Raw genomic sequence first — 25739 nt, 5'->3', positions numbered from 1 at the left:
CACCAGGCTTCCCAGCGATCCCGTCGGACCGGGGATCCGACTCGCAATCGTTATCGCCGGGACCCGCCACGAACACGGCTTATCGACAAATCCACCGAGGTCGACCCGGTGCCGGTTTGCCGATAAGCCGCAGTTCGGGCAGCCCTACGCCGCGACCTCCGCCTGCCGTTGGGACTCCGCGTCGGCCGTGCCATCCCCGGCCTCCCCTCCAGGAGGTGTCTCCCACACGGGCTCATGCTGCTGCGGAGAACCGCTGACCACCGCCTCGCCCTTGACGCTCCCCCGCCGGAACGCCGAGGTGCCCCGAGCCAGATCGTGGCCGATCGCCACGGCGTCGATGTCGGCCGAGGTCCAGCTCTGCCCCTCGCGCACATCCGTGCGGACCTTCAACCGGCCCTGAACGACGACGGGATCGCCGACGCCCAGGGAGGCCGCCGCGTTGGTGGCGAGCTGCCGATTGGCCCACACGGTGAAGAAGTTGGTGTGCCCGTCCGTCCAGGCGTTCTTCTCCCGGTCCCAGTACCGGGCCGTCACCGCCAGCCGGAACCGTGCCGACGGTCCGGCCGCCAGCTCCCGGTAGACCGGCTGCGTCGCCACGTTCCCCACGGCACACACCATCGTCTCGTTCATGGTCGTCGTATCCCTCCCCCGCCCGGCCACACGCACCGGGCGGACACGCGCACGGGTCCGTCCCGTACGGCTGCGTCTGCCGGCGGCGGCCGCGCTCGTCCGCGTACCGCCACCGCCGTGACGACCCCTTCCTGGCGATCGCCGTGACGACCGCGTCCTCGCGATCGCCGCGAAGCCAGAGTGCCTCCGCCGGGCCGAGCCCGCCGAGCGCTGTGGACGACGCCTGGGCCTGTGGAAAACTCCGCCACCCGTTAGAGGGACACCTGCGAGGAAGGTCCTTCGACAGACGGCCGGACGGCAGACAGGGGACGGCAGACAGCGGACAACGGACAGCAGGGCAACGGGCAGCAGGGCAACGGCGTGCGCCCGGCAAGCCATGATCCGCCGAGCCGGCGTCCTAACCGACCCCCGCCCCCGTCCCCAGAACCCGCGCGTACTGCTCCCGTACCTCCCGGTACCGCAGCAGCTCTGCGGCCACCGGATCGAGCACCCGCGCCCGCCCGCATCCGGCCGCCGCCTCCCGCAGTCGCCGCTCCGCCTCCTGCCCGTAGCGCCGGGACGGCCCCCGCGCCGCGAGTTTGCAGCTCCACTCCACGAGCGGGCCGCCGACGATCCCGGAGAGCATCAGCAGCACCGGCACCCCGAGATTCGGTGCCATGACCCCGGCGATCTGCCCCACCAGCCACAGTCCGCCCACAATCTGAACGAGCGTCATGGCCGCCTGCACCAGCACCGCGGCCGGCCACCAGCCCGGCCGGGGCGGCCGCCCCGGGGGCAGCCCGGCCCGCGCCGCCAGCTCGTCGAGCGCCTCTGGCAAGCCCTGAGACCCGCGCACGGCGGCCTCCCGCACCGCTTGCGCCCAGGGCGCGGGCAGCCCCGCCGACGCCCGGTCGGCCACCGTACGCACCGCCTGCTCCACCCGCTGCCGCGCGGTGGCCTGCTCATCGGCCTGCGCGCGCAACGAAATCCGGCCCGTGGGAAGTTCGCTCCGGTCCTGGAGCCACCGCCACAGCCGCAGCCAAGGCGTCCCGCACGCACGGTTGGCGTTGCGCAGCCAGGCACGTTCGGCCGCCTCGCCGGCGGCGGTGGCCCCCACGGCGTCCGCCAGCCGCGCCGAGAACTCGTCGCGCGCCTGCTCACTGAGCCCCGTGCGCCGCCGGGTGGCGTAGACGGGCCACAGCCGTGCCGCGGCGGCATCGAGGTCGGCGGAGACACGCCGCGCCGCGGCACCCCGCTCCGTCACGAACTGTCCGAGTGTCTCGCGAAGTTCCCCGATGCCCTCGCCGGTGAGCGCGGAGAGCGCGAGCACGGTCGCGCCCGGTTCGCCGAACTCACCCAGGGGGATCCCGTCCTCGTCGAGCAGCCGCCGCAGATCGTCCAGCACCTGGTCGGCCGCCTCCCCGGGGAGCCGGTCGACCTGGTTGAGGACCACGAACATGACCTCCGCGTGCCCGGCCATGGGCCGCAGATAGCGCTCGTGGAGGACGGCGTCGGCGTACTTTTCCGGATCCACCACCCAGATGACGGCGTCCACGAGGTCCAGAAGCCGCTCGGCCTGTTCGCGGTGTTGCACGGCGGCGGAGTCGAGGTCGGGCAGATCCACCAGGACGAGTCCGCGCAGCTGTTCCTCCGCCTCCGGGCTCTGCAACGGGCGCCGGCGCAGCCGGCCCGGGATTCCGAGCCGGTCGATGAGGGTCGCCGCGCCGTCGCTCCAACTGCACGCGATGGGCGCGGCCGTGGTGGGCCGGCGTACACCGGTCTCCGAAATGGCCACCCCCGCGAGGGCGTTGAACAACTGCGACTTGCCGCTGCCGCTCGCGCCCGCGATGGCGACGACGGTGTGCTGCCCGGAGAGCTTGCGCCGCGCCGCGGCCTCGTCCAGCACCCGGCCCGCCTCGGCGAGCGTCTTGCTGTCGAGCCTGGTCCGCGACAGCCCCACCAGTTCGCGCATGGCGTCCAGCCGCGACCGCAACGGACCGTCGTACGCCAGCGGCGCCGCGCTCTGTGGCCCGCTCGGCCGGGTCTCCACCACGGCGGCCTGCTCGCCGCCGGTCGCCTCGGTCACCCGGCGCGCGATCAGCCCGTCGTCCCAGGAGTCCTCGGAATCCCGGCGCCGGGAGGGGACGTCGCGGCGGGGGGTGTCGTTGCGTTGCACGGGACGGACGTGCACGGGGGCGCCGGCAAGGCGCGTGCGGTCGTCGCGGCCCGACGTGCCGGCACGCCCGGTGGTGCTGTCGCGGCGAGCGGTGTCGGTACGACCTGTACCGTCGCGGCGTGCTGTGCCGGCACGACCTGTGCCGTCGTCGCGGCGGGAGGACTTGGCGCGACCCGTGGTGCCTTCGCGGCCGGAGGGGTCGGGGGTGCGACGGGTGGTGCGGTTGCGGCTCGGGGCGTCATCCCGCCCTGGACCGTCCTCGCGACGCGGGCGGTCCTTTCGGCCCTCACGGCGAGGCCCGTCCTCGCGACGCCCCTCGCTGTCCCGGCGGAAACGGTCCCTTACGCGCGCGTGCCCGTCGTCCTCCTCCGCCACGGCACCGCGCTGCTCCCCCGTCGCGGGGTCACCCACCTTGCGCAACGCCTTCCAGGGCCGCCGAAAGGCGCCGCTCGCCCAATCCGTCCTCCAGGACGAGTCCCTTTTGCCGGTGGAGGGGTCCTTTTCCGAGCCGCCGTCCTCCGTGGCACCCTTTGCGTCGTTTCCGGAATCGGCGCTCTCCTCCGAGGGAGCCTTTTCGGAAAGGTCCGCCTCCGGGGAGGTTTTTCCCGAATCCCGCCCAATGGTGCCTTTTTCGGAATCACGCTCCACAGAGTCCGGATCGCCGACGGCCCATCCCTCTGTTGCTGGACTCTTAAGGACGGGGCCCCGAGCGGGACTCTCCGGGGCGGCCGCTACGGGACTCTCGAGACCGGGGCTCTCAGGGGCTGAGCTGTCCCGGGCGAGGCTCTCAGGAGTGGAGCCATCGAGGGTGGGGCGACCGGGGGCGGCTCGATCGGGGGCCGGGCTCTCAGAGGCCGCGTGCTCAGGAGCGGGGCCCGCGAAGCCAGGGACCTCATATGTGCCCCCGTCAAGATCACGCCCGTCGGAGTCGGCGCGCCATGCCCCTTGATCAGCCCCGTGACCAACCACCTGATCAGAACGCTCGAACGACCACTCGTCCGGCCGCCCGTCCTCACTCTCCACCCCGGCGCCGGCCTCGGCGCCCGCGCCCTCCGGCGCCATAGCTCCCTCCGGCCCCTGCGATGCCTCTGACCCCGTCGGCTCCTTGGACACGACCTCTGACCGCGCTGCCCCGTCCCGCAACTCGGGCCTGTCCAACCCCTTCCACCACTCAAGCCTCCCCTGCCCCAAAACCCCCTCTTGCACCTTCCACCTCTCATGCCCCTCCAGGCCCTCTTGGCCCTCTTGGCCCTGGCCCTCCTGCCCCCCTCGCCCCTCTGGCTTCTCCTGACCCTCCAGCATCTCTGCCCTCTCTGACCCCTCCGCCTTCTCCGCCCATTCCATCCGTTCCGGCCTTTCCGGTTGCTCGGGATCGGCGTGCGCCGTGTGGTCCTGGTCAGTGACAGCAGTCACCGGTCACCTCTCCTTCTGCAGTACGGACAACGCGGCGATGAGTTCGGCCTGCGGTTCGGGATGGACGTCGAGGGCGTCGAGCGGCGCGAGACGGCGCTCGCGTTCGTTGTGCAGAACCCGGTCCACGCAGTCGGTGAGCAGCCGACCGCCCCGGTCGCGCAGCCGCAGCGCCCCGTGCGCACCGAGCCGCTCGGCGAGCCCTTCGCCGGCGGAACGGGCCCGTCGGCCACCCAGCAACGCGGTCACGACAAGGGCGGCGATCACCTCGGGATCCGGCGCGACACCGCGGTCGAGGGTGCGGACCTCGTCCTCGGCGTACTCCTCGACCTCGCGCCGCCACCGCCGCACCGCCATCCCGATGCGGTGCTCGGCGTTCTCCGGGGACTCCTCGCGCTCCGCGAGCTCGGGAGCGCGCGCCGCCGGTTCACGCCGCCACGACTCGTCGACGCGTTCGTCGGCGGCGGTCACGGCGCACAGCAGGAGCGCGCTGAGGCTCTCCACGAGCGCGTCGAGAAGCTCACCGGCCTTGCAGTCGAGGGGAAAGGCCCGCCAGCGCTTCAGGGCGTCCCCGGCGAGCACGGCGCCGGACTGCAGACGCCCTCGTACGCGCGCGTGCTCGCTGTCGTAGGCGAGGTCGACGGCGGAGGTGAGCCGGAGGGCGGCGGCGTACTGGGCGGCTGCCGCGCCGGCCAGTTCGGGCATCCGGGACTTGAGCGAGGCAAGGACACCGAAAGCCGTACGGGCCATGGTGTGCCGGCGGGTCGCGGGGTCCTGTGCCTGCTGGACGAGCCAGGTGCGCAGTGGCGCCACGGCGGTGGCCGGGAGCAGGCCGCCGCCCCAGGCGGACTCGGGCAGCTCGGGCACGGTGAAGCGGGGTACGTCGCCGAGGCCGGCCTTGGTCAGCAGGGCCGCGTACTGCCGGGAGACCTCGGAGACCACCTGGTGGGGGACACGGTCGAGAACGGTGACCAGGGTGGCGTCGTACTCCTTGGCCGTGCGCAGCAGATGCCACGGGACCGCGTCGGCGTACCGGGCGGCCGTGGTGACCATGACCCAGATGTCGGCGGCGCAGATCAGCTCGGCGGCGAGGGTGCGGTTGTCGGCGACCAGGGAGTCGATGTCGGGCGCGTCGAGAAGCGCGACGCCACGTGGCAGGGTCTCGGCGGTCTCGATGCGCAACACGCGCGTGGGGTTGTCGCCGGGCAGCATCAGCTCGTCGTCGGCCTCGCGGTGGGGCACCCACACGCGCGCGAGGTCGGGCAGGACGCGCATGCCGCTGAACCAGTGATGGTCCTCCGGATGGCAGACCAGTACCGGGGTCCGGGTGGTGGGCCGCAGAACGCCGGCCTCGCTCACTCTGCGGCCGACGAGTGAGTTGACGAGGGTCGACTTTCCCGCGCCGGTGGAGCCTCCCACGACGGCCAGCAACGGCGCTTCGGGCTCTCTCAGGCGGGGCACCAAATAGTCGTCGAGCTGGGCGAGCAGTTCGTCGCGGTTGGCACGCGCGCGTGGAGCGCCCGCCAGAGGAAGCGGGAAGCGTGCGGCGGCGACGCGGTCGCGCAGCGCGGAGAGTGCGTCGAGCAGCTGAGGCCGTACGTCCAAGGTCACCACATGCGAAGAATGCCCAATTTTACGTGATATCTGAAGCATATGGGCATGTCTGCGCGCCGATGGAACACAAGGGACGGAAGGGGCGACTGGGACACGGACACAGTCCAGGCATAACGAGTGCACAACACCCGGCGCGCGAGGCGTCAAAAGCGATGCACGATTCGTACCTGCCTGCGATTATCAGGACCGCTTCACCGAACCTCCACATCGAGCCACGGAGGCGAAGCAACAGGGTCAAGGATCCGGGAGCCCTATCCTTGTCCCCGGCGACGTCACGGATCGGCCCACACCCGGGCACCCACGACAGAGGCCACACACCCGGCCCCCGTAGCTCAGTGGATAGAGCAGGCGCCTTCTAAGCGCTTGGCCGCAGGTTCGAGTCCTGCCGGGGGCGCCAGTCTCCGCCCTCCCCGCCGGGAGGGCTTTCTGCTGTCCGCAAGGGCTGTCGATGCCCTGACAGGACAAGGTCTGCCGACCCGTAGCACCCCAGGGATGGCCACCGCAAATTCCGGCAGCCATGAACGTTCCTGCAGGTCAGCCGGCACTGCCGCGATCGCTCAGAGCAGTGAATCAACCGAAGACCTGCAAACCTGCATCCACTGAACGCGTTACCCCGGGTACTCATCAGGAGATCATCAGAAGGGGCCACCCGGGTCATGCACCACATCGGGCGCCTCGTCACAGCATTGGCCGCCGCAGGAGCCGTCATCCTTGGCACGACTTCCGCCGCGCACGCCGGGGCGATCGGATCGACTCCCGTGCGCACCTTCCAGTACAGCGTCGGCGGCATGACCATGAAGGTCCCGACCGGCTGCATGTTCACCCACGTCCTCCGCGGCAGCGGCCGGAAGATCACCTACCGGAACGCCGGTGCCGACTGTGCCTTCGTAGCCGCTCTGAACAGTGGTTTCTGCAACTGGCGTATCGACTTCACATACGCCGACACCAGTAACCGCACCTACCGCACAGCGCGCGGCAAGACCCACAGCGAGTGCAAGATCGACCCTCTGCGGACCAACCCTCCGCAGACAGACCCTGCCTCGTTATGGAAAAGCATGCGCCCGCCTCTACGTCAACGGCGTGCGGCGTGTGAGTCAATGCCACCTCATCACGAAGTGAGCCGTTCATGATCGAGCAGGAACAGGGGCAGAGCTCGGGCAAGGCAGGGGAAGCGCGGCGGTGGGTCGGGGGTGCCGTGTTCCTCGTGGGGCTCGTCGGAACTCTCGCGTTCTTCGCCTTCTTCCCAGGGCTGCCGCACGTCATCGACTGGGGAGCCGTTCTCGCCTCCCTCGCCGTGGCCACGGTTGCCCGCTGGTGCTGCCTGAAGTGGGTGCCGAAGAGGGCGGGGAAGAATCCCGGAGGGGCACGAGGGGCATGAGGGGCACGAGGGGCGTGAGGGGCGTGAGGAGCCCTAGGGCCTGAGGAACGCAGCGGGCCTGACGAGCGTCGGCCCGGCGGCCCGCCCCGCCCCGCCCGGCCCCTCAGCCGAAGGCCCCCGCATGGCGCGCCGCCCACCCCGCGAACGAGCCCGCGGGGCGGCCGAGGACGGTCTGGACGTCCGGGCTCACCCGGCGTTCCTCCGGCAGTGGTTCGCCCAGGACGTCGAGCGTGCCCTCCACCACCGCCGGCGCCATGAACCGCACCATCTGCTCGTGTGCCTGTTCGCGCGTCAGTTCCACGAAGTGGACCTCCTCCCCGACCGCGTCCCCGAGCTCCTGAGCCTGCCGGCGTGGCGAGACACCGGCCGGGCCCGTGAGTTCGTAGGTGCGGCCCGTGTGGCCGTCCTCGCGGAGCGCCACTGAGGCCACCCTCCGCGATGTCCGCGGGGTCCACCACCGGCAGTGCCACGTCCCCGAAGGGAGCGATCACCGTGCGGGTGGCCCGGACCGTCCCGGCCCAGGCGAAGGCGTTCGAGGCGAAACCCGCCGGGCGCAGGATCGTCCACTCGCGGCCCCGGGCGCGCACCGCCTCCTCGAACTCCCGCAGCCGGGCGTGCGAGACGGCCTCCGGGCGGGTGCCCGTCACCTGGGAGGAGAGGAGGACCACCCGCCCCGTACACCGGCCGATTCCGTTGTCCTCAGCAGGTCCTCGGCGGCCGGGCCGCCCGTGAGAAGGCTTCCGGTCACCAGGAGGAAGAGCGCATCCGCCCCTCCAGAGCCGGGCGCAGGCTCGACGGATCCGCAAGGTCCGCGCGTTGATGGACGGCGCCGGGCGGGAGGGCGTACGGCAGCGGGCTCCGTGTGACGGCGGTCGCGCCGCTGCCCGCCGCCGCGAGAGCGTCGACCAGTGGGCGGCCGACCCTGAATGCCCTCAGCATCCCAGTGACCACCCCGGAGGGAACCATGGGAGGCGTCGCCCGTGAGGCCGGGCAGCGGAGCGGACCGGAGCTCGCCTGCCCCATTTCCCCCGTGCTGGACATCGTCTTCAGCCGGTGGACCACACCGATCCTCTGGACCCTCAACGAGTACGGCCGTCAGCGCTTCGTCGAGCTCCAGCGCACCGTCGGCACCATCACACCGAAGGTCCTCACCCAGCGCCTGCGTCAGATGGAGCGTGACGGGCTGGTGATCCGCACGTATCACCCGGAGGTACCGCCCCGGGTGGAGTACGAGATCAGCGCACTCGGCCGCACCCTCGCCCCCGTCTTCGCCGCGCTCTCCCGCTGGTCCGCCGAGAACCTGGCCGAGGTGGAGCGGGCCCGGCGACAGTTCGACGGTGAAGTGCCTGTTCAAAAAGGGTGATCCGTAGATGATCACCGTTACCCTGCCCGGCCCGCCGCGTTGAACGGGGAGTCGGCGGCACGTCCTGCTGCCGCGCTCACCGAGTCAATAAGGAGAACGTGATGTCGCGCATCGCGAAGGCAGCCGGAGTGGCCCTCGGCACGGGTGCCATGGTCCTCGGCGGGGCCGGTCTGGCCATGGCGGACGCGGGTGCCGAGGGTGCGGCCGTCGGCTCGCCCGGCGTGCTGTCGGGCAACGTCGTCCAGATTCCGATCCACGTTCCGATCAACGTCTGCGGGAACACCGTCAACGTGATCGGGCTGCTGAACCCGGCCTTCGGCAACACCTGCGAGAACAACGGCGGCGAGAACGGCGCCAAGGACAAGGCCGCCCCCGCCTACGGCAGCTGAGACAGCCGCACGCCTCGGGGGCACTGACCAGCACCTCACCCGGGTACAGGCCAGTGCTCCACGAGGCATCGAGCAGTGCCCCGAGGTGCCACGCGTACCTCACGAGCCCCGGCACCCCCGAGCGCCGGGGCTCGCCCGTGTCCGGCCCTGCTCAGCCGTACCGGTAGATCCGCCCGTGGTCCTGAAGCTGATCCGGTGTCACATTCCAGGGCGGCAGGGCCTGGTGTCGCGCCACCACGCGCCCGCGCTGCGGGTCGCCCGGGCCGAGCGGACCGGCGGGCAGGTACCCGTGCACCCGGTGCCGCGCCTGCCAGCGTGACCACAGCAGGTCGACGTAGGCGTGGTGGAGCCAGAAGACCGGGTCGTTGACCGAGGCCCCGCCGACCATCGCCCCACCGACCCACCGGTGCACCCGGTTGTGGTTCCGCCAGGAGACGCTGCCCCGCCCGGTGCCCCACCCCTCCAGCTTGTTGCGGAATCCCTTGCCGGCCGTCGAGTCCCAGGGCGGGGCGTCGTAGACCGGGTCCTTCAGCGCCCACTCCACGTCGCTCTTCGTCGGCAGCGCGATCGGGTCCCGGGACCTGCCGAGGTCCCGGGTCAGGAACCGCACGTCCGTGACGTTCTCGGTGATCCTCCAGCGGCCCTCCGCGTACGCGAACGGACCGGTCGTCACCTGCCGGTCCGAACGCCGTCCGGTGCCGCCCAGCAGGTCGTTCGTCCAGGGCGTCGAGGTCGCCGCACGGTCGCGGGTCCAGTCCCAGTACGGCACCGTCACCGAGGGGTCAAGCCGTTGCAGCGCCCGCTCAAGCTCCAGCAGGAACTGGCGGTGCCAGGGCAGGAAGGACGGCGCCATGTGGGCCGTACGCAGGCCGTTCTCGCCGTCGGAGACGTAGTACGCGATGTGCATCCGCACGAACTCGTCGTACTCGCCGCGGCGTTTGAGCTCCAGCAGCGCGTTGACGAACCGCCGCCTCTCACCCCCCGTCAGCGTGCTGACGTCCTTACGCGTGTACACCATGGTGGTCCCCCTCCGTCAGCGGCAACCGCCCCTTGGGACCCAGCTCGTCGACGGCCGCGCGGGCCGCTTCGAGGGGGGTGGGGTACGAGCAGTAGTGGTCGATCATGCTCAGCCAGGTCCCGTCGGCCCGGCGCATCAGATGCAGCGGCCGGCCGTCCACGGTGATCCGGCTCCCGCTGACCCGGATCCGCCGGCCGCGGTACATCTCGTCCGGCGCCGCGCCGGCGAGGCCGCCGGGGTCACACGCGGGGACCGCCAGGACGGCGGCCGACGCCAGCAGCCCTCGTACGACGGCCCGCCGCGTGCCCCACCCGAGGTCCTGCCGTGCTCCCCGTACGGGGGCCGACCCCGCTCTCGCGGTCGTGCCGCTGCCCTCCACACCCACAGCCACTGCGCCGCCGACCATCCTGTGCTCCTCCTCCGGTTCGGTTGTCGTACCGGAGTAACCGCGCAGCACCCCAGGCGGTCACCGTCGCGCCCCGGACGGCCCAGGGCCCGGACTCCGCCGCCCGGCCCCGGGGACGCCCCGGCAGGCCGCTACAGGCCGGGACCCATGACCAGTTCGGCGCCCGGCATGGTCTGCACCACGGGTGCCAGCACGCCGACCTCGGGCAGCTTCGGCTCGGGCATGCCGAAGTGGTCCCGGCTGGGCCCGGTGAGCGGGGCGTCCACGTCCAGGCCCGGGGACAGGGTGCGCAGGTCGGAGGCGGGCGCGGCGACGCCCAGATGGTCGTAGTCGTCACCGAGGAGCCGCGGCAGCGGCGCGCGCACGTCGGCGCCGGGCAGCGCGCTGTTGACCGGCAGCTGCGGCAGCGTCCGCTCGGGAAGGAGGCGGCCCTCGACATATCGCGGCCCGTCGGGCACACCCGGCCTCGGCGTCGGAAGCTGGAAGCCGATCTGAGGCAGTTCCATGCCGAGTGCGGTTTCCGCACCCTCCAGCGGCACGGGGACGGGCACCGCCGCGGCGGGGGACGCGGTGGCGGCACCGGTCGCGGCGGCCGCCACACACGTGAGCACTACGGCGAGGGTTCCTCGGGTGGTCGACTTCATCTCGGATGCGGTCCCTTTCGGAATTCGGCTAGCTGTGCGTGCGTACCGAGTAACGAGCCGGGAAACAGCACCAGCGCACATTTCGCCCGACTGCCGGAATAGTACGAGGGTCAGCTCGTCCAGAAGTCCCACCATCGCGTCAGAATCAGCATTCCGACAATTCCCAGGTGCAGCAGCACCAGCAGCCAGGTGAACTCGTCGAAGAACGTCCGCAACCAGCGCGGGGCGGGCAGGAATTCCTCGCGCACGTTGTACGACGTCACGTACCAGAACAGCGGAACGGTCGCCGCCCATGCCAGCGCGCACCACAGGCACAGTGCGTTGATCCGGTACAGCGACTCGAACTGGAGCCAGGTCACGAACCCCACGCCGAACAGGCAGCCCGCTCCGAAGGCCAGCCAGTACCAGCGGGGGAAGGCCGCGCCGGCCAGCAGGCTCACCCCGACACAGATCACGATGCCGTAGGCGACCAGGCCGAGCATCGGGTTGGGGAACCCGAAGGCCGCGGCCTGGTCGCTCTCCATGACGTCGCCGCAGGAGACCACGGGGTTCAGGCTGCAGCCCGGCGTGAAGCCGGGGTCCTCCAGGAGCTTGAACTTGTCCAGGGTGATGACCCACGAGGCCAGCAGTCCCGCCGCTCCCGTGACCACCAGCAGCAGGGCGAACGCCCGGCCCGCGCCGGTGGCACCGGCCCGCCGCGCGTGCTGCCCGGCGCGCGCCATCACTGGCGCAGACTGCGCGCCGGCAGAAGCAGATGCACGGAGGCCTGCGCGGTCTCCTCGGCCATGACGAACTCGCGCAGCGCGTCCGGGGTGACTGCCTTGCCGACCCGGGCCTCGGCCCAGGGGCGGGCGGTGAACAGCAGGTAGGCGTAGCCGCGCTCGGCCACGGCCTCCAGCCACTCGGGCGGCACCAGGCACTGGGCCTTCAGGCGCGGCATCGTGACGACGGCCTGGCCCGCCACGACCAGCAGGCTGACCGGGAGGCCCGGCCGGGTGCCGCCGTCGATGACGTCGGCACCGAGGGTCAGGCCGGCGTCGTTCAGCAGCCGCTCGACGGCGGCGCTCGCGGCCCCGGGACCGTCGGGGGCGTCCCCTCTGGAACAGGCGAGGAGGTAGGGCAGGTCCTTGCCGTCCTGGGGCTTTCCGGTCCACGGCATGATGACGAGCGTGCCCAGGTCCGCGGGGTGGAGGGGGCGGGTTTCGCTGGGGGTTGTGGTCACCGCGCGACCTTATCCACGCGCCGGAACCGGGCTGACGGGTTCTCACCCGTGCGGACCAGAGCCCCCGCGGCGTCCACCCGAACGAGGGACGGGCACGCCGGGACGACACGAAGGGCCGATTCCGGCGGTGAGCGGAATCGGCCCTTTCGACGAGACATGGCGCAGTGCCTTCCCGGGAGCGCGAATCCGGCGGCGTCCCGGCGAACCCGGCGGACGTCAGCGCCGCGGCGGCAGACCACCCAGCAGCCCGTTCTTGTTCAGCGTGGTGGTCGTGTCCTTCACCGAGCTGAGCACCGAGTCCTTGTTCTCGGTGTTGAGCGCGTCCGACTGGTGCTTCAGCGGCATGACGTCGATGGGGCCCTTGGTGATGGTGTTCACGGCGCCGTTGAGGCTGGTGGGCGTGAGGTCGGCGGGATTGTGGGCGGCGAACGCGGGCACGGCGGCACTCGCGGCGACCAGGGACCCGGCAACGACAGCGGCAGCCTTCAGGGACTTCATCGTGTTCCTTTCGTCGGCAACTCGCATTGCCGAGGGGCATTCTGACGCCGTGCCCAACGATTCCCACAGGGAGCGGAAACGGCGTTCCGCTTCCTCATATAACAGCCGTTATGGCTGCCGAAATCACGGCCTGTGCAACGGTGTTGTCAGGAGGCGGCCGCTTCTGCCGGGACCGCCGGGACGGTCAGTCCGGCGCCCAGCAGCATCGCGGTGAGGGCGTCGACGAGGCGGGCCAGGACGCTCGTGGCCGCCTGGACCACCTCGGTCACCGTGCCGGAGGTGGCCGATTCGAGCAGCTCGTCGATCAGCTTCTCCAGCTCGGTGACCGACTCCTCGTCGATGTCGGCGGACGGCATGCCGACGTCGGCGGACGGCATGTCGACGTCGTCGGTGAGGGCCGGAAGGGTCGTCGCCGGAACGCTCGTGGCCGGCAGGTTCGTCACCGGATCGGCGGGGGCCGAGGGCGCCGCGGGGGCCGACGGGACGGCGGGAGACGACGGGACGGCGGGAGACGACGGCGCGGCGGGGGCCGAGGGCGCCGCGGGGGCCGACGGGGCGGCGGGCGTGGCGGGAGCCGCCGGAGCGCTGGGGGCCGGCGGCAACTCGGCGGACGGCGTGGGCGAGGCCGTCGACGGCGGCAGTACCGGCATCCCGGCCAGGAACTCCGCGATCGCCTCCTGTACCGAAGCGTCCAGTTCGGCCGCCTGGCTCTCCGGCAGCTGACCGCCCTGGGCCGTCAGGACGGTGCCGAGCAGCTCGGCCACCGGGGTGAACACGGTGTCGAGGCCGGCCAGGTACTCGATCTGGGGCAGCAGTTCGTCCGCGCCGGGGACCGGGGTGGAGGCGTGCGAGCGGGCCGGGTCGTGGTCCGCCGCCACGGCGGCGGGGGCGGCGATGCCGAGGACGAGGGCGGCGCTGAGGGCGGAGGACGCGAGACGCCGTGCGGGCAGACCACGCATGAGCGTTCCTTTCGATGGTGCATCGGGGTCTCATCCACCGTGCGAGTGACCCTTACGCCCCGCAACCGTTCGGACACCCTGGGCGACCCTCGCGCGCCCGGTATCCCCGCTGGTGAACGGCACATCGAGCGCTCCGCGCCGGCCGCCGGGGACCTGCCCCCATTTGAGGCAGGACATGGAGGGCGGGGCCGAGCACGGCACGACATGACGAACCGGCCGCCCTCCGCACGGGAGAGCGGCCGGCCGGGGATGCGCGGCGACGTCAGTCGTTCTCGCACACGTTGCCGAACGCCGGGTTCAGCAGTCCGATGACGTCGACCGTGTTGCCGCAGACGTTGACCGGGACGTGGATGGGAGCCTGGAGGACGTTGCCCGACAGCACGCCCGGGGAGTGGGCGGCGGCGGCCTGGGCGCCGCTGTCGGCGGCGGCCACGCCGGCGGTGCCGGCCACCGTGGCGGCGGCGACGGAGGTCAGGACCAGGCCCTTCGCGATACGCGACATGGAGAGGTGCTCCTTGGGGTTGACACAAACATCCGGGCGGGTGCCCGGCGCTGTGTCAACGCGCGGCACGCGCGGGAGTTGTGCCGCCAAAAAGGTGATAGCGCCCGGAAGCCGTGTGCACGAATCCGACACACATGTCTGATTTCAGATAGTCCGTCACGTTACCGACTAGAGTGACGGACCGTCCGACGCACCCCAGTAGCCCGCCTTTCGAAAGGGCACCGCCGGCCATGCGCAATTCCCCGGGTTCGCTGCCGCGCCGTGCGACGGTGTGCGTCCTCACCCTGGCCGTGACCCGGGCACCGGGCAGCGCCCGGACCGCCGCCCCGCGCCGTGCCCACGGCGCATTCGGCCCGCCCCCCGTCAACCTCGCGAGCATCGGGCCGGTCACCCGCAACGGTGACCGCGGTCATACCGGTGATGCGCTCACGGCGTCCGGGACCGCGTCCTCCGATGCCGCCGACGTCGCCGATGACGTGCTGAATTCAACGATCAGCGGCGCGGCAGGCGCGCGAGTGCCGTCGTACGCGAACACGGTCGGACAGGACCCGGACGCGTTCGATCTCCCGACGGGTTTCCGATCAAACGATAACCAGTCGGCCTTCCGCCTCGTTTCCCAGCGGGACGCGGCCAGGGCCGGTGTGCTCTTCGTCGCCGCCGACATCCGGCCGTGAGGCGCGTACCCGCCCGTCCAGCGTCATCCGTGAGCGAGGAAGCCGCGTCATGCACCAGCCAGCCACCGACCCCCGGCCACGGGTCCTCCATGTCACACAGCCCGTCGACGGCGGCGTCGCCCGTGTGGTCGCGGACCTGACACGGGCCCAGCTCGCGGCCGGCCTGAGGATCTCGGTCGCCTGCCCGGACAGCGGGCTGAGCGAGAGTCTCCGGCGGCTGGGGGCCGACGTACGGTCCTGGCACGCGACGCGCGCGCCCGGGGCGTCGCTCGCCGGCGAGGTGAGCCGGCTGGCGCGGCTGGTCGGCGAGGTGCGGCCCGACCTGGTGCACGCGCACAGCGCGAAGGCCGGGCTGGCCGGGCGGATCGCGGTACGGGGACGGATCCCCACGGTGTTCCAGCCGCACGCCTGGTCGTTCGAGGCGGTGGGCGGGGCGACGGCCGCGCTGGCGCTGAGGTGGGAGCGGTTCGGGACGCGATGGGCGCACCGGACGGTGTGCGTGAGCGAGGCGGAGCGCCGCACCGGGCTCCGGGTTGGGATCGGCGCCCGGTGGGCGGTGGTGCCGAACGGGATCGACACCGGGCGTTTCCGTCCGGCCGCCCACACCGTACGGACCCCGCCGGGTACGGACGCCGGTCCGCGGGCCCCGCTGGTGGTCTGCGTCGGGCGGCTGTGCCGGCAGAAGGGCCAGGACGTCCTGCTCGCCGCGTGGCCGTCGGTGGTCCGCCGGGTGCCGGGGGCACGGCTGGTGCTGGTCGGCGACGGGCCTGACCGGGAACGGCTGCGCGCGCCGGAGCGGGTGCGCTTCGCGGGGGCGGTCGCCGATCCCGTGCCCTGGTACCAGGCGGCCGACCTGGTCGTGCTGCCGTCCCGCTGGGAGGGCATGGCGCTGGCCCCGCTGGAGGCGATGGCCTGCGGCCGGCCCGTGGTGACCACGGACGTGGCCGGCGCCCGGGAGAGCCTGCCGCCGGCGCTCGTACCGCACTGCCTGGTGCCGCCGGAGGACCCGCCCGCGCTGGCCGACGCGGTCACCGCGCTGCTGCTCGACCCCCCGCTCGGCGAGTCGCTCGGCGAGCGGGGCCGCCGGCACGTACTGGCCGGACACGACGTACAGCATGCCGCCGAGGCGATGGCGGACGTGTACCGCGCGCTCCTCGGCAGCGGGACGGCGGCGCCCGCCGCGTCCACCGAGTACAGGGAGTCCATCCACTCGTGACTGCGGAAAGCACTGCGGAAAGCACGGTCCCCTCCCCCGGCACCCAGACACGGGACCACGGATTCCCGGCCGTCCCGGTCGTGCCCGCGCCCGGCAGGGGCGACGCCGGGTTCCCCCTCCGGGCCCCGCGGCTCGCGGCCCGGCCCGCCTCGCCGGTGCCGCTGCTGCTCGCCGATCTCGGCGCGGCCACGCTGGCGGCGCTGACGCTGAACCGGCCGGTCCTGGCGGGCCTGCTGGTCGCCGCGGCACTGCTGCTGCGTCCGCACCGGCCGCCCCGGCGCGGGCAGGGCGTGCTGGACGAACTGCCGACCGTGTGCGGCCGGATCGCGGTGGCCTGGCTGGCGCTCGCCGCGCTGGTCGCCGCCGCCGCCCCGCAGCAGGCGCTGCAGGCGGGCACGCTGGCCCTCGGCATCGCCGCGCACACCACCGCGGGCTGCGCGGGACGTGCGCTGGTGCACTGGCGGCGGCGGCTGGCGCTGCTGCGGCAGCCGCGCGCCGCGCTGGTCGTCGGGCCTGTCGACACCGCGCAGCGGGTCGCCTCCGCCGTACTGCGGCACCCCCGGTGCGGGGTGCGGCCGGTGGGGATCGTCGCCGATCACGCGGACGGCACCGAGGGGCTGCCGGTGCTGACGACCGGCGAGGAGGTCCAGCGGGCGCTCATCCAGAACGGCGTCCGGGATGTGCTGGTCGTCCCCCCCACCGCGCGGACCGAGCACGGGCCGCTGCTGCGGTGGCTCGCCGGGTGGGGGTGCGCGGTGTGGGAGCTGGACGCGGACTCGCCGTCGTACGAGGCCCGGGAGCAGCTCGCCGGGTACGCCTGCCGGCGGCTGGAGCTGGGCCCCGGGCGGCGCGCCGACGCCGGCAAGCGGACGCTGGACGTGCTGGTGTCCGGGTCGCTGCTGCTGGTGGTCAGCCCGCTGCTGCTGGCCTGCGCGCTGGCGTTGCGGATGGGCGGGGGACCGGGCGTGGTGTTCCGGCAGGAGCGGATCGGCCAGGACGGCCGGCCCTTCACGCTGCTGAAGCTGCGCACCCACCGCCCGGTCGACGAGCACGAGTCGGCGACCCGGTGGAGCGTCGCCAACGAGCACGACATGCCGTGGTTCTGCCGGTTCCTGCGCCGTACCTCCCTGGACGAGCTGCTCCAGTTGTGGAACGTCTTCCGCGGCGACATGAGCCTGGTCGGGCCGCGCCCCGAACGCCCCTACTTCGTCGCCCAGTTCAGCCAGGCCTATCCCGGCTACGCGGCCCGCCACCGGATGCCTGCCGGGATCACCGGGCTCGCGCAGGTCAACGGCTTGCGCGGGGACACCTCGATCGAGGACCGGGCCCGGTTCGACAACGCGTACATCGACAACTGGTCGCTGTGGCAGGACATCTGCATCCTGCTGCGCACGGCGGCCGCGCTCGTCCGTGCGACGGGGAGCTGAGCGCCGATGAGTCCCGCTCCGCCCGCCGTGCGGTCCCGGGCGCTCTCCCCCGTCCTGCCCCTCGTGGCCCTCGTCGCCCTGGTCGGGCTGCCGGTCGCGCCGGGCGGCGACGGGGGCGCCACCCCGGCCGACGCGCTCTCCGCGCTGGTGGTCGGCTTCTGTGCCGTACGGCTGCTGCGGCAGCGGCGGCGCCCCCTGTCCCGTACCGCCGCCGTGGTCCTCGGAGCGCCCGTCGTGGGGCTCGCGGTGGCGGCGACGGGGGCGGTCTCACCGGGGGCCGGGATCAGCGGGATGGGCCGCTACCTCCAGGTGTTCGTGCTGGTGCCCGCCGCCGTGCTGCTGCTGGTCCGCGACCGGGCGGACTTCCGGCTGCTGGCCTGGTCGCTCGTGGCCCTCGCCGGGTGGCAGGGGGCGGTCGGCGTGCACCAGTACGTGACCGGAACGGGCGCCTCGTACCAGGGACAGCCGATCCGGGCCGTCGGCACCTTCGGGCCGCAGGACATCATGGGCATGGCGAGCGTGGTGTCGTTCGGGGTGGTGTGCGCGGTCGGGCTGGCGCTCGGCACGGCGTCCCTACGGCAGCGGCTGATCGCCGTCGGATGCGCGCTGGCGCTGCTGGTGCCGCTCGCGCTGTCCTTCAGCCGGGGCGCGTGGATCGCGACCGCCGTGACGTGCGCGGCGCAGCTGGCGCTGACCGGGATGCGGCAGGCGCTGCGGGCGGGCGCCGTGACGGTGGCGGCCGCGGTGGTCCTGGTCGGCGGCTTCGGGGTCGGTACGGCGCTGCTCCAGGAGCGGATCACGAGCATCACGCAGGTCACCGCCGCGCCCGACCAGTCGGTCACCGACCGGTACAGCATGTGGGCGGCGGCCACCGGCATGTGGCGTGAACAGCCGCTGACCGGTGTGGGGCTGAAGGGCTTCCCCGAGTACCGCGACGCCCATGCCTCGGTGGCGCTGTCCGCGGCCAGCGACACGGAGGGCGCGGGCGCGGCCTTCCGCAGGCAGCCGCTGCTGTCCCCGCACAACATGTATCTGCTGGTCCTCAGCGAGCAGGGGCTGATCGGACTGCTGGCGCTGGCCGGGAGCTGGCTCGCGCTGCTGGTGTGCGCGGTGCGGGGGCTCGTGCGGGCGAAGGCGCGGTCGGGCAGGCGCGTGCCCGACTGCGCGCTGGTGGCGTGCGGGCTGCTGATCTGGCAGTTGACCGACTTCGTCTACGCCGACATCGGCGGCCCCTCGACCGTGCTGACGGCTCTCTGCTTCGGACTTGCGGCCTGGTGGGCGCTTGCCGGAGGGCGCACCGAGGAGACGCCGGCGCAGGACGTGGTGGACGGGTGGGCCGTCCGGCGCCCGGAGGGGGCACCGGCGCGATGAACATGACGCCCCCTCGGACCCCGGGGGCCGCGCGGCCCACCGTGCCCGGCGCGCGCAACGCGCCGCACGCCGGCGCCGGCCGCGGACAGGCCCCGGAGGGGCGCGGCTTCCTCGCCAGGGCGGCCCTGCTCACCGCGGTGCTCTCCGTCGCGGGGTCACTGCTGGGGCTCGGGCGGGACCAGGCGCTGGCCCGGCTGTTCGGGGCGGGCAGCGAGACGGACGCCTTCCTGGTCGCCTGGACGGTCCCGGAGTTCGCGGCCACCCTGCTCATCGAGGACGGGCTGGCCCTCGTCCTGATCCCGGCGTTCAGCCTGGCGCTGTCCCGGCGTGCGCAGGGCGCGCCCGGCGACCCCGTGAGGTCCCTGGTCGCGGCCACTCTGCCCCGGCTCTCCCTGGCCCTGATCACCGCCGGAGGGCTGATCGTCGTCGGTGCCCCCTTCCTGGTCGGCGCCCTCGCCCCCGGCCTGCCCGACCCCGCGCTCGCCGTCGACTGCACCCGGATCACGGCGACCTGCGTGGTCAGCTTCGGGCTCGCCGGGTACTGCAGTGCCGCGCTGCGGGCGCACCGCCGCTTCCTGGCACCGGCGGCGATCTACGTCGCCTACAACACCGGCATCATCACGGCGATGCTCGTACTCGGCGGGCACTGGGGGGTGCGCTCGGCGGCGGCCGGGGTCGCGGCGGGCGGCTGCCTGATGGTGGCGGTCCAGCTTCCCGCGCTGTTGCGGCAGTTGCGTACGAAGAGCGCCGGCGGCCCGGCGGAGGCCGGTGAACCGCAGCGCCCGGTGGGGCTCGCGCTGGTCTGCGCGGTGCTGCTGTTCGCGCTGTGCCGTCAGTCACAGGTCCTGATCGAGCGGTTCATCGCCTCGCACCTCGACCCCGGGGCCATCTCGCATCTGAACTACGCCCAGAAAGTGGCGCAGATCCCGATGACGCTGTCCCTGATGCTCTGCACGGTCACCTTCCCGGTGGTCGCGAGGGCCCTGGCCGACGGCGACGGCGAGCGGGCCCGCGACCGGGTCGAGCGGGATCTGGCGCTGGCCGCGTGCATCGTGCTGCTCGGCGCCGCCACGGTCATCGCCTGCGCCCCGCAGATCGTCGAGCTCCTCTTCCAGCGGGGCGCGTTCACGGCGCGGGACACGGCGGCGACGGCGGAGGTGATGCGTGTGTACGCGCTCGGGCTGCTCGGCCAGACCCTGGTCGGCGCCCTGGTCCGCACCTACTTCTCGGACGGCCGCCCGAGCTGGTACCCGCTGGCCGCGATGACGGCGGGCATCGCCGCGACGGCCGCCGCCGGGGCGGGCACGGTCGGGCTGTGGGGCGTCAGCGGCATCGCCGCGGCGAACGCGGCGGGCATCACGCTGACGGCGGCGCTGCTGCTCGGCGGGGCGCGGGCGCGGAGCGTGCGCCCCGGCGCGGACGGCCGCACGACCCGTGCCGCCCGGGGCGTCGTCCCCCTCCGCCTCCGTCACGTCCTCGCGGACCTCGCCCGGCCGCTCGGCGCCGCCTTCGCCGCGACCGTCACCGGTGCCGTCGTCGCGAGCCGGTTCGAGGCGCCGCTGCCCGGGCTGGTCCTCGGCTGGCTCACCGTGGCCGTCGTCTTCGTCCTGCTCGGCCGGGCGCTGGGCGAGCGGGGAGTCGTGTCCGCACTGCGTTCCGTACGTTCCGCGACCCGGAGGCTTCCGTATGTCCGTTCCCGTTGACACCGGCACGCGTGCCGTGCGCTCCCCGGCCCCGGTCCCCTGGGTGGCGATGTACCACTCCGTGGGCAACTGCGCCGACGATCCCTACCGCATCACCGTCACCCCGGACCGCCTGGACCGGCAGCTCGGCTGGCTGCGGCGGCGGGGCCTGCGCGGCGTGTCCGTGGCCGAACTGCTCGCCGCCCGCGCCCGGGGCGACGACCGGGGCCTGGTCGGGCTGACGTTCGACGACGGGTACGCCGACTTCGTCGACGCGGCCCTTCCGGTGCTGCGCCGGCACGGCTGCGGCGCCACCCTGTTCGTCCTGCCGGGCCGGCTCGGCGGGGACAACGCCTGGGACCCGCTGGGCCCGCGCAAGCCGCTGCTGACCGCCGACGGCATCCGGTCCGCCGCCGAACAGGGCGTGGAGATCGGCTCGCACGGGCTGACGCACGTCGATCTGACGAAGGCCGACGACGTGACGCTGACCGTGGAGACGGTCGAAAGCAGGGTGGCACTCGCGGAGTTGACCGGTGCTCCGGTCGCCGGCTTCTGCTACCCGTACGGCTCGGTCGACCGGCGAGCCGCCGGGGCCGTACGGGACGCCGGGTACGCGTACGCCTGCGCGATCGACCCCGGCCCGCTCTCCGGCCGGTACGCCCTGCCCCGGCTGCACATCGGGCAGGACGACACCGCCGTACGCCTGCTGCTGAAGTACCGGCTGCACGGGCTGCGCCGGCGCGCGGTGGAGGGCGTGTGATGAAGGTCCTGCACGTCATCACCGGCCTCGGCGTCGGCGGCGCGGAGCAGCAACTGCGGCTGCTGCTGCGGCATCTGCCCGCCGCGTGCGACGTCGTGACGCTCACCAACCCGGGCCCGGTCGCCGACGGCCTGATCGCCGACGGCGTCCGCGTCACCCACCTCGGCATGGGCGGCAACCGCGACCTCGGCGCCCTGCCGCGCCTCACCCGCCTCGTCCGCTCCGGCGGCTACGACCTGGTGCACACGCACCTCTACCGCGCCTGCGTCTACGGCCGCCTCGCCGCGCGCCTCGCCGGGGTCAGGGCCATCGTCGCGACGGAGCACTCCCTGGGCGACTCCCAGATGGAGGGCCGCCCCCTGACCGCCGGCGTGCGCGGGCTCTATCTCGCCAGTGAGCGCCTCGGCCGTACCACGGTCGCCGTCTCCCCCACGGTCGCCGCCCGGCTGAAGCGCTGGGGTGTCCCGGCCGCCCGCATCGAGGTCGTGCCGAACGGCATCGACCTGGCCGGGTTCCGCTTCGACCCGGTGCGACGGCAGCGCACCCGCCAGAGGTTCGGCCTGCCCGAGACCGCGTTCCTGATCGGCGCCGTCGGACGGCTCACCGCCGGCAAGCGCTTCGGCCTCGCCGTGCAGGCCCTGGCCCAGCTCCCCGAGGACTGCTGGCTGTTGCTGGTCGGCGGCGGCCCCGAGGAGAGTGTGCTGCGCCGTACCGCGCGCGAGGCGGGCGTCGCCGGCCGCGTCCTGTTCACCGGCGAACGCCCCAACGTCCCGGACGGCTCGCCCGGACCCGACCTGCCCTCCCTCACCGCGGCGATGGACCTGCTGGTCTCGCCGTCCGCGGAGGAGGCGTTCGGGCTCGCGGTGGTGGAGGCGCTGGCGGCGGGCCTGCCCGTCGTCCACGCCTCCTGCCCGGCGATCGAGGACCTGCCCCCGCACACCGCGCCCCACGCCCGCCGGGTGACCGGCGGTGCCGCGGAGTTCGCCCGTGCCGTCGCCGAGGCCCGTGCGGCCGGACCGCACAGCCGCACGGCCGCCGAGGCCGCCCGCCACTACAGCGTCACCCGCAGCGCGGCCCGGCTCATGGATGTCTACGCGACCGCGCTCGCCGCCCCGCGTGAGGCGGCGCCCTCGTCACCCTCACCCCAGGGAGTCAGTTCGTGATGACCGAGAACCCCGATGGACAGCACCGCCCGGCCGGCCCGCCGGCCCGCTTCAGGACGCTCCCGCCCTGGAGCCTGATCGCGGCCGGCGTGGTCGCCGGGGGGCTGCTCGGCGGTGGCTACGGCGTGCTGAAGGCCCCCACGTACACGGCCACCAGCTACGTCGTCGCCGTCCCGGCCGAGAACTCGGACCCGGCCTCCGCGCTGGGCTTCGCACAGGCGTACGGCCGGGTCGCCACGCAGGTCGCGGTGGTCGGGGACGCGCAGATGTGGGCGGGCGTACCGGTGCGGACGCTGAAGGACAGCGTGCGGACGGCGACCTCGCCGGACGCGCCGATGGTCGCGATCACCGCCACCTCCTCCCGGCCCGGTCTCTCCGCCGACATGGCCAACGCCGTGGCCCGCGCCCTGACCCGGCACGCCGACGACACCGCGGACGCCACCAAGGTGGAACTCCGGCAGTTCGCCCGCGCCACCAAGCCGACCGAGCCGTCCTCGCCCTCCGCCACGGTGACCGGTCTGGTCGGCGCGAGCGCGGGCGGACTGCTCGGCGGGCTCGCCCTGCTGGTACGGCCCCGCCGTGGCGCGGGCGACCCGGCGCGGGCCGCCTCCGTGCCGGGCCCGTCCGTCGCCGTCGACGCGCATGGGGCGCTGTGAAGCCGTCGTACCGCACGGAGGTCGTCACCGAGGAGCCCGCCTTCGCCGCGCTCGCCCCCGTCTGGGGCAGGCTGCACGGCAGGTCGCCGGCCGCGACACCGTTCCAGAGCCATGCCTGGCTGCACTCCTGGTGGCTGTCCTACGGCAGGCCCGGGCGGCTGCGGCTGGTGCTGGTGCGCGCGGGCGGTGAACTCGTCGCGGCGGCCCCCCTGATGCGGGTGACACGCCCGCTGCCGTCGCTGGTGCTGCTGGGCGGGGCGATCTCCGACTACGGGGACGTGCTGCTGGACGGCGAGCACGGGGAGGGGGCTCTGGCCGCGCTCACCGAGGGGCTCGCGAGGGCCGCCCGCACCGCGCTGATCGACCTGCGGGAGGTCCGGCCGGGCGGGGCGGCCGAGCGGGTGTACGAGCGGTGGCACGGGCCACGGCACCGGGTGAGCGACTCGCTGTGCCTGGAGCTGCCCGCCGTGCCGATGGCGGACCTCGTCGCCCGGCTGCCGTCCAAGTCCCAGCAGCGGGCCCGCGCCAAGCTCCGCAGGCTGCGTGCGATGGGCGTCGAACGGAGTGTCGTCAAGCCGGACGAGGTGGAGCGGGCACTGGGGCGGCTGCTGGAGCTGCACCGGTTGCAGTGGCAGGGGCGGAAGGTGACGTCGGAGCATCTGCGGCCGCGGTTCCGCGACCATCTGGTGCGGGCGGTGGCGGGGATGGTGCGCACCGGGGACGCGGTGGTCACCGAGTTCCGCCTGGACGGCGAGGTGGTGACCGTCGATCTGACGCTGACGTCACGGTGGCTGAGCGGCGGCTATCTGTACGGCGCCCACCCGGCGCTGCGGGAACACAAGGCGGACGTGGCGGCGATGCTGCTGGAGGCCTGCGCCGAGCAGACCCGCGCGGAAGGGCTCAGCACGCTGAGCCTGCTGCGCGGGGACGAGCCGTACAAGCATCACTGGCGTCCCGAGACCGTCGTCAACCAGCGGCTGCTGCTCGCCCGGCGGCGCACCGCCCCGCTGCTGGCGGCGGCGGTGTGCGATTCCGGAGCGCGCCGCCGGGGCAAGCAGGTGCTGCGCCGGCGGAAGGAGCGCGACGGTGGCGGCAGGTCCTGAACGGGCCTGCCGCCACCGGCGGCGCACCGGGTCACCGCAGGCGCGACCACCAGTCGAGCCGCATGCACAGCCTTCCGCCGAGCCATTGCTCCACCCAGTCCCCGAGGTGCAGCGGCGAGCAGCTGGCCGGGGGTGTGGCGGGCGGCGTGGCCGGAGCAGGCTGCGTGGGCTGCGGCGTCGGCTGCGGGGCCGGTGCGTCGGTGCGGCCGGTGAGCATCGCCCGGTACACCGCGGCGGACCTCGGGTTGTCGTCGCACTGCCAGACGCCGTGCGGGCAGTAGTCGGTCAGGGTGTTGTAGAGCGGCTTGTGCTTGTCCATCCAGGCGAGCATGCGGCGCATGTACTCCGGGTTGTCACCGTTGCGGAACAGGCCCCATTCGGGATAAGAGATCTCCTTGCGGTGTGCCTTCGCGAATTCCACGTGCTCCTGGAGTCCGTAGGGCTCTTTCACCTGTTCGTCGAAGGACAGTCCGGCCGGCTGGTCGTACGCGTCCATTCCCACGATGTCGACCGTGTCGTCTCCCGGATAGCACCGGGGCCAGGGAATGGCGTCACGACCGCGCGTCGGGGTGAAGTCGAACCGGAATTTCTGGCCCGGCACCGCACGCATGGTGGTGACGATGTTGTTCCAGTACTGCTTCCAGGCCTGCGGATCGGGCCCGCAGCGATGGGTGTACGTGATGCCGTTCATCTCCCAGCCGAGCACGATCACCGTGTCCGGCACCTTCAGCTCCACGAGCCGCTCGGCGAGCCTGCGGAAGTGGTGATCGAAGTGACCGGCCGCACCGCGCCGCAGCAGTGCCCTGACCTCGTGGTCGGGGACTCCCTCCTCGTTGCGCTCCAGCATGGGGACGTTCAGGACGAACATCCGGTCGTCCTCGGCGTTGCGCCAGTCGGCCCACGACTCCAGGAAGTCGGGCGCGCCCTCGATGTTGCTCCACCGGTCACCCGGCAGATAGGTGTGCCCGACGCGCAGGTCGGCGCCGCCCAGCCAGCGGCTGAGCTCGGCGATCCGGGCCACGCCGCGCTCGGCGTAGTGGAGATAGGCACCGAAGGCGGGGAACTCCCGCACGGGCGGCCTGGCCGGTCCGGCCGGCGGTGCAGCCGGCGACTGGGAGGCGGCCGGGACGGGCGGAGCCGTCGTCGCCGGGGCGGTGCCGGATCCGGGGCCGGGTGTCGTGGCCGCCGTCGGTGTCGCGGGTCGCGTGGGTGTCGTGGGGGCGGGAGCCGGCGGGTCGCCGACCGCCGTCACCCCTAGGCCCAGGGCGAATCCGGGACCGGCGGCCAGGACGGCCGACGCGACGACCGTCGCCGCGAGGCACGCCAGCCGCCGGGGCCGGCCCCGGCGCTGCTCTGCGGCCATGACCGCTCCTCTCTCCACTCTCGTGTGCTGTCCCTCGGCTGACGTTCTTCGCGGTGGACTGTGACGGTGACGTCTTTTCCGATGGATTTCTGTCCCAGTCACTGACACTCAGTCATATCAGTGTGAATTCCGCCAG

The 25739-nt window shown here is 73.2% G+C and carries 25 protein-coding genes, 1 tRNA gene and 1 pseudogene; 14 read left to right on the top strand and 13 right to left on the bottom strand.

Features of this window, described 5'->3' with window-relative positions; genetic code table 11:
• Nucleotides 1-144 precede the first annotated feature (144 nt).
• From ACGF8A_RS07020 to ACGF8A_RS07010, 3 genes are all read right to left on the bottom strand, one after another.
• The gene (locus tag ACGF8A_RS07020) at nt 145-630 is read right to left on the bottom strand and encodes a single-stranded DNA-binding protein (protein WP_393105047.1); all 486 of its coding nucleotides are present in this window, start codon (nt 628-630) and stop codon (nt 145-147) included.
• A gap of 397 nt (nt 631-1027) precedes the next feature.
• On the bottom strand, nt 1028-2785 hold the full coding sequence (locus ACGF8A_RS07015; protein WP_393105045.1) for a GTPase: 1758 nt from the start codon (nt 2783-2785) through the stop codon (nt 1028-1030).
• A gap of 1416 nt (nt 2786-4201) precedes the next feature.
• Nucleotides 4202-5809, bottom strand: a complete 1608-nt coding sequence (locus tag ACGF8A_RS07010) for a dynamin family protein (RefSeq protein ID WP_393105043.1) — start codon at nt 5807-5809, stop codon at nt 4202-4204.
• Nucleotides 5810-6130: 321 nt separating this feature from the next.
• Here ACGF8A_RS07010 and ACGF8A_RS07005 point away from each other — a divergent pair.
• The 3 genes from ACGF8A_RS07005 to ACGF8A_RS06995 all read left to right on the top strand — a co-directional run bounded on the left by ACGF8A_RS07005 (nt 6131) and on the right by ACGF8A_RS06995 (nt 7187).
• Nucleotides 6131-6206 (top strand) — tRNA-Arg (locus ACGF8A_RS07005).
• Nucleotides 6207-6465: 259 nt separating this feature from the next.
• Nucleotides 6466-6939 carry a hypothetical protein gene (locus ACGF8A_RS07000; protein ID WP_393105041.1) on the top strand — a complete coding sequence of 158 codons (474 nt, stop codon included), beginning with the start codon at nt 6466-6468 and terminating at the stop codon, nt 6937-6939.
• Nucleotides 6936-7187, top strand: coding sequence for a hypothetical protein (locus tag ACGF8A_RS06995; RefSeq protein ID WP_393105039.1), 252 nt, complete (start codon nt 6936-6938; stop codon nt 7185-7187). The genes ACGF8A_RS07000 and ACGF8A_RS06995 overlap by 4 nt, the downstream gene beginning before the upstream one ends.
• A 103-nt stretch (nt 7188-7290) precedes the next feature.
• On the opposite strand, the pseudogene ACGF8A_RS06990 reads toward ACGF8A_RS06995, so the two are convergent.
• Nucleotides 7291-8153 (bottom strand): annotated as a pseudogene (locus ACGF8A_RS06990) (SDR family oxidoreductase).
• Between ACGF8A_RS06990 and ACGF8A_RS06985 the strand changes: the two are divergent.
• Nucleotides 8152-8550: a winged helix-turn-helix transcriptional regulator gene (locus tag ACGF8A_RS06985; protein ID WP_393105037.1), complete on the top strand. Its 399-nt coding sequence runs from the start codon at nt 8152-8154 to the stop codon at nt 8548-8550. The pseudogene ACGF8A_RS06990 and the gene ACGF8A_RS06985 sit on opposite strands and share 2 nt — an antisense overlap.
• A gap of 101 nt (nt 8551-8651) precedes the next feature.
• A complete protein-coding gene (locus tag ACGF8A_RS06980) occupies nt 8652-8939 on the top strand; it encodes a chaplin (protein ID WP_393105035.1) in 288 nt (95 codons plus the stop codon).
• 151 nt (nt 8940-9090) lie between these two features.
• Here the strand turns inward: ACGF8A_RS06980 and ACGF8A_RS06975 are convergent, their stop codons facing one another.
• From ACGF8A_RS06975 to chpG, 8 genes are all read right to left on the bottom strand, one after another.
• On the bottom strand, nt 9091-9957 hold the full coding sequence (locus ACGF8A_RS06975; RefSeq protein ID WP_393105033.1) for a tyrosinase family protein: 867 nt from the start codon (nt 9955-9957) through the stop codon (nt 9091-9093).
• Entirely contained in the window at nt 9941-10363 is a 423-nt protein-coding gene (locus tag ACGF8A_RS06970) for a tyrosinase family oxidase copper chaperone (RefSeq protein WP_393105031.1), read from the bottom strand. The genes ACGF8A_RS06975 and ACGF8A_RS06970 overlap by 17 nt, the downstream gene beginning before the upstream one ends.
• Before the next feature lie 131 nt (nt 10364-10494).
• On the bottom strand, nt 10495-11007 hold the full coding sequence (locus ACGF8A_RS06965) for a hypothetical protein (protein WP_393105029.1): 513 nt from the start codon (nt 11005-11007) through the stop codon (nt 10495-10497).
• Nucleotides 11008-11117: 110 nt separating this feature from the next.
• Complete coding sequence (locus ACGF8A_RS06960; protein WP_393105150.1) at nt 11118-11729, bottom strand: vitamin K epoxide reductase family protein; 612 nt, start codon at nt 11727-11729, stop codon at nt 11118-11120.
• On the bottom strand, nt 11729-12229 hold the full coding sequence (locus ACGF8A_RS06955) for a DUF5949 family protein (RefSeq protein WP_393105027.1): 501 nt from the start codon (nt 12227-12229) through the stop codon (nt 11729-11731). Before ACGF8A_RS06955 ends, ACGF8A_RS06960 begins: the two co-directional genes overlap by 1 nt.
• Before the next feature lie 216 nt (nt 12230-12445).
• Complete coding sequence (locus tag ACGF8A_RS06950) at nt 12446-12727, bottom strand: hypothetical protein (RefSeq protein ID WP_393105025.1); 282 nt, start codon at nt 12725-12727, stop codon at nt 12446-12448.
• A 146-nt stretch (nt 12728-12873) separates the two neighbouring features.
• Complete coding sequence (locus ACGF8A_RS06945; protein ID WP_393105023.1) at nt 12874-13686, bottom strand: hypothetical protein; 813 nt, start codon at nt 13684-13686, stop codon at nt 12874-12876.
• Between the two features lie 262 nt (nt 13687-13948).
• Entirely contained in the window at nt 13949-14188 is a 240-nt protein-coding gene (chpG, locus tag ACGF8A_RS06940; protein ID WP_393105021.1) for a chaplin ChpG, read from the bottom strand.
• A gap of 230 nt (nt 14189-14418) precedes the next feature.
• On the opposite strand from chpG, the gene ACGF8A_RS06935 reads away from it, so the two are divergent.
• The 9 genes from ACGF8A_RS06935 to ACGF8A_RS06895 are packed head-to-tail and all read left to right on the top strand — an operon-like array spanning nt 14419 to nt 24240.
• The gene (locus ACGF8A_RS06935) at nt 14419-14862 is read left to right on the top strand and encodes a hypothetical protein (RefSeq protein WP_393105019.1); all 444 of its coding nucleotides are present in this window, start codon (nt 14419-14421) and stop codon (nt 14860-14862) included.
• 49 nt (nt 14863-14911) lie between these two features.
• Entirely contained in the window at nt 14912-16078 is a 1167-nt protein-coding gene (locus ACGF8A_RS06930) for a glycosyltransferase family 4 protein (protein ID WP_393105016.1), read from the top strand.
• The gene (locus ACGF8A_RS06925) at nt 16075-17505 is read left to right on the top strand and encodes an exopolysaccharide biosynthesis polyprenyl glycosylphosphotransferase (RefSeq protein WP_393105014.1); all 1431 of its coding nucleotides are present in this window, start codon (nt 16075-16077) and stop codon (nt 17503-17505) included. The genes ACGF8A_RS06930 and ACGF8A_RS06925 overlap by 4 nt, the downstream gene beginning before the upstream one ends.
• A gap of 6 nt (nt 17506-17511) precedes the next feature.
• On the top strand, nt 17512-18876 hold the full coding sequence (locus tag ACGF8A_RS06920; protein WP_393105012.1) for an O-antigen ligase family protein: 1365 nt from the start codon (nt 17512-17514) through the stop codon (nt 18874-18876).
• Entirely contained in the window at nt 18873-20579 is a 1707-nt protein-coding gene (gene murJ / locus ACGF8A_RS06915) for a murein biosynthesis integral membrane protein MurJ (protein WP_393105010.1), read from the top strand. Before ACGF8A_RS06920 ends, murJ begins: the two co-directional genes overlap by 4 nt.
• Complete coding sequence (locus tag ACGF8A_RS06910) at nt 20563-21318, top strand: polysaccharide deacetylase family protein (protein ID WP_393105008.1); 756 nt, start codon at nt 20563-20565, stop codon at nt 21316-21318. Before murJ ends, ACGF8A_RS06910 begins: the two co-directional genes overlap by 17 nt.
• Nucleotides 21318-22481 carry a glycosyltransferase gene (locus ACGF8A_RS06905; protein ID WP_393105006.1) on the top strand — a complete coding sequence of 388 codons (1164 nt, stop codon included), beginning with the start codon at nt 21318-21320 and terminating at the stop codon, nt 22479-22481. The genes ACGF8A_RS06910 and ACGF8A_RS06905 overlap by 1 nt, the downstream gene beginning before the upstream one ends.
• Nucleotides 22481-23137, top strand: a complete 657-nt coding sequence (locus ACGF8A_RS06900; RefSeq protein ID WP_393105004.1) for a lipopolysaccharide biosynthesis protein — start codon at nt 22481-22483, stop codon at nt 23135-23137. Before ACGF8A_RS06905 ends, ACGF8A_RS06900 begins: the two co-directional genes overlap by 1 nt.
• Nucleotides 23134-24240 (top strand): GNAT family N-acetyltransferase, encoded by a 1107-nt coding sequence (locus tag ACGF8A_RS06895; protein ID WP_393105002.1) that lies wholly within the window; start codon nt 23134-23136, stop codon nt 24238-24240. Before ACGF8A_RS06900 ends, ACGF8A_RS06895 begins: the two co-directional genes overlap by 4 nt.
• A gap of 31 nt (nt 24241-24271) precedes the next feature.
• On the opposite strand, the gene ACGF8A_RS06890 is transcribed toward ACGF8A_RS06895, so the two are convergent.
• A complete protein-coding gene (locus ACGF8A_RS06890) occupies nt 24272-25603 on the bottom strand; it encodes a glycoside hydrolase family 26 protein (RefSeq protein WP_393105000.1) in 1332 nt (443 codons plus the stop codon).
• Between the last annotated feature and the right edge of the window lie 136 nt (nt 25604-25739).

This window comes from Streptomyces sp. NPDC047706, from assembly GCF_043204795.1.
Classification (GTDB): Bacteria; Actinomycetota; Actinomycetes; order Streptomycetales; family Streptomycetaceae; genus Streptomyces.
This window is presented reverse-complemented; position numbering and strand designations above follow the sequence as displayed.

Excerpts from the sequence above, each read along its gene's own strand:
- ACGF8A_RS07020 (WP_393105047.1), bottom strand. The coding sequence starts at position 630 with ATGAACGAGACGATGGTGTGTGCCGTGGGGAACGTGGCGACGCAGCCG.
- ACGF8A_RS07000 (WP_393105041.1), top strand. The coding sequence starts at position 6,466 with ATGCACCACATCGGGCGCCTCGTCACAGCATTGGCCGCCGCAGGAGCC.
- ACGF8A_RS06995 (WP_393105039.1), top strand. The coding sequence starts at position 6,936 with ATGATCGAGCAGGAACAGGGGCAGAGCTCGGGCAAGGCAGGGGAAGCG.
- ACGF8A_RS06985 (WP_393105037.1), top strand. The coding sequence starts at position 8,152 with ATGGGAGGCGTCGCCCGTGAGGCCGGGCAGCGGAGCGGACCGGAGCTC.
- ACGF8A_RS06980 (WP_393105035.1), top strand. The coding sequence starts at position 8,652 with ATGTCGCGCATCGCGAAGGCAGCCGGAGTGGCCCTCGGCACGGGTGCC.
- ACGF8A_RS06975 (WP_393105033.1), bottom strand. The coding sequence starts at position 9,957 with ATGGTGTACACGCGTAAGGACGTCAGCACGCTGACGGGGGGTGAGAGG.
- ACGF8A_RS06970 (WP_393105031.1), bottom strand. The coding sequence starts at position 10,363 with ATGGTCGGCGGCGCAGTGGCTGTGGGTGTGGAGGGCAGCGGCACGACC.
- ACGF8A_RS06965 (WP_393105029.1), bottom strand. The coding sequence starts at position 11,007 with ATGAAGTCGACCACCCGAGGAACCCTCGCCGTAGTGCTCACGTGTGTG.
- ACGF8A_RS06960 (WP_393105150.1), bottom strand. The coding sequence starts at position 11,729 with ATGGCGCGCGCCGGGCAGCACGCGCGGCGGGCCGGTGCCACCGGCGCG.
- ACGF8A_RS06950 (WP_393105025.1), bottom strand. The coding sequence starts at position 12,727 with ATGAAGTCCCTGAAGGCTGCCGCTGTCGTTGCCGGGTCCCTGGTCGCC.
- ACGF8A_RS06945 (WP_393105023.1), bottom strand. The coding sequence starts at position 13,686 with ATGCGTGGTCTGCCCGCACGGCGTCTCGCGTCCTCCGCCCTCAGCGCC.
- chpG (WP_393105021.1), bottom strand. The coding sequence starts at position 14,188 with ATGTCGCGTATCGCGAAGGGCCTGGTCCTGACCTCCGTCGCCGCCGCC.
- ACGF8A_RS06935 (WP_393105019.1), top strand. The coding sequence starts at position 14,419 with ATGCGCAATTCCCCGGGTTCGCTGCCGCGCCGTGCGACGGTGTGCGTC.
- ACGF8A_RS06930 (WP_393105016.1), top strand. The coding sequence starts at position 14,912 with ATGCACCAGCCAGCCACCGACCCCCGGCCACGGGTCCTCCATGTCACA.
- ACGF8A_RS06920 (WP_393105012.1), top strand. The coding sequence starts at position 17,512 with ATGAGTCCCGCTCCGCCCGCCGTGCGGTCCCGGGCGCTCTCCCCCGTC.
- murJ (WP_393105010.1), top strand. The coding sequence starts at position 18,873 with ATGAACATGACGCCCCCTCGGACCCCGGGGGCCGCGCGGCCCACCGTG.
- ACGF8A_RS06910 (WP_393105008.1), top strand. The coding sequence starts at position 20,563 with ATGTCCGTTCCCGTTGACACCGGCACGCGTGCCGTGCGCTCCCCGGCC.
- ACGF8A_RS06905 (WP_393105006.1), top strand. The coding sequence starts at position 21,318 with ATGAAGGTCCTGCACGTCATCACCGGCCTCGGCGTCGGCGGCGCGGAG.
- ACGF8A_RS06900 (WP_393105004.1), top strand. The coding sequence starts at position 22,481 with ATGACCGAGAACCCCGATGGACAGCACCGCCCGGCCGGCCCGCCGGCC.
- ACGF8A_RS06890 (WP_393105000.1), bottom strand. The coding sequence starts at position 25,603 with ATGGCCGCAGAGCAGCGCCGGGGCCGGCCCCGGCGGCTGGCGTGCCTC.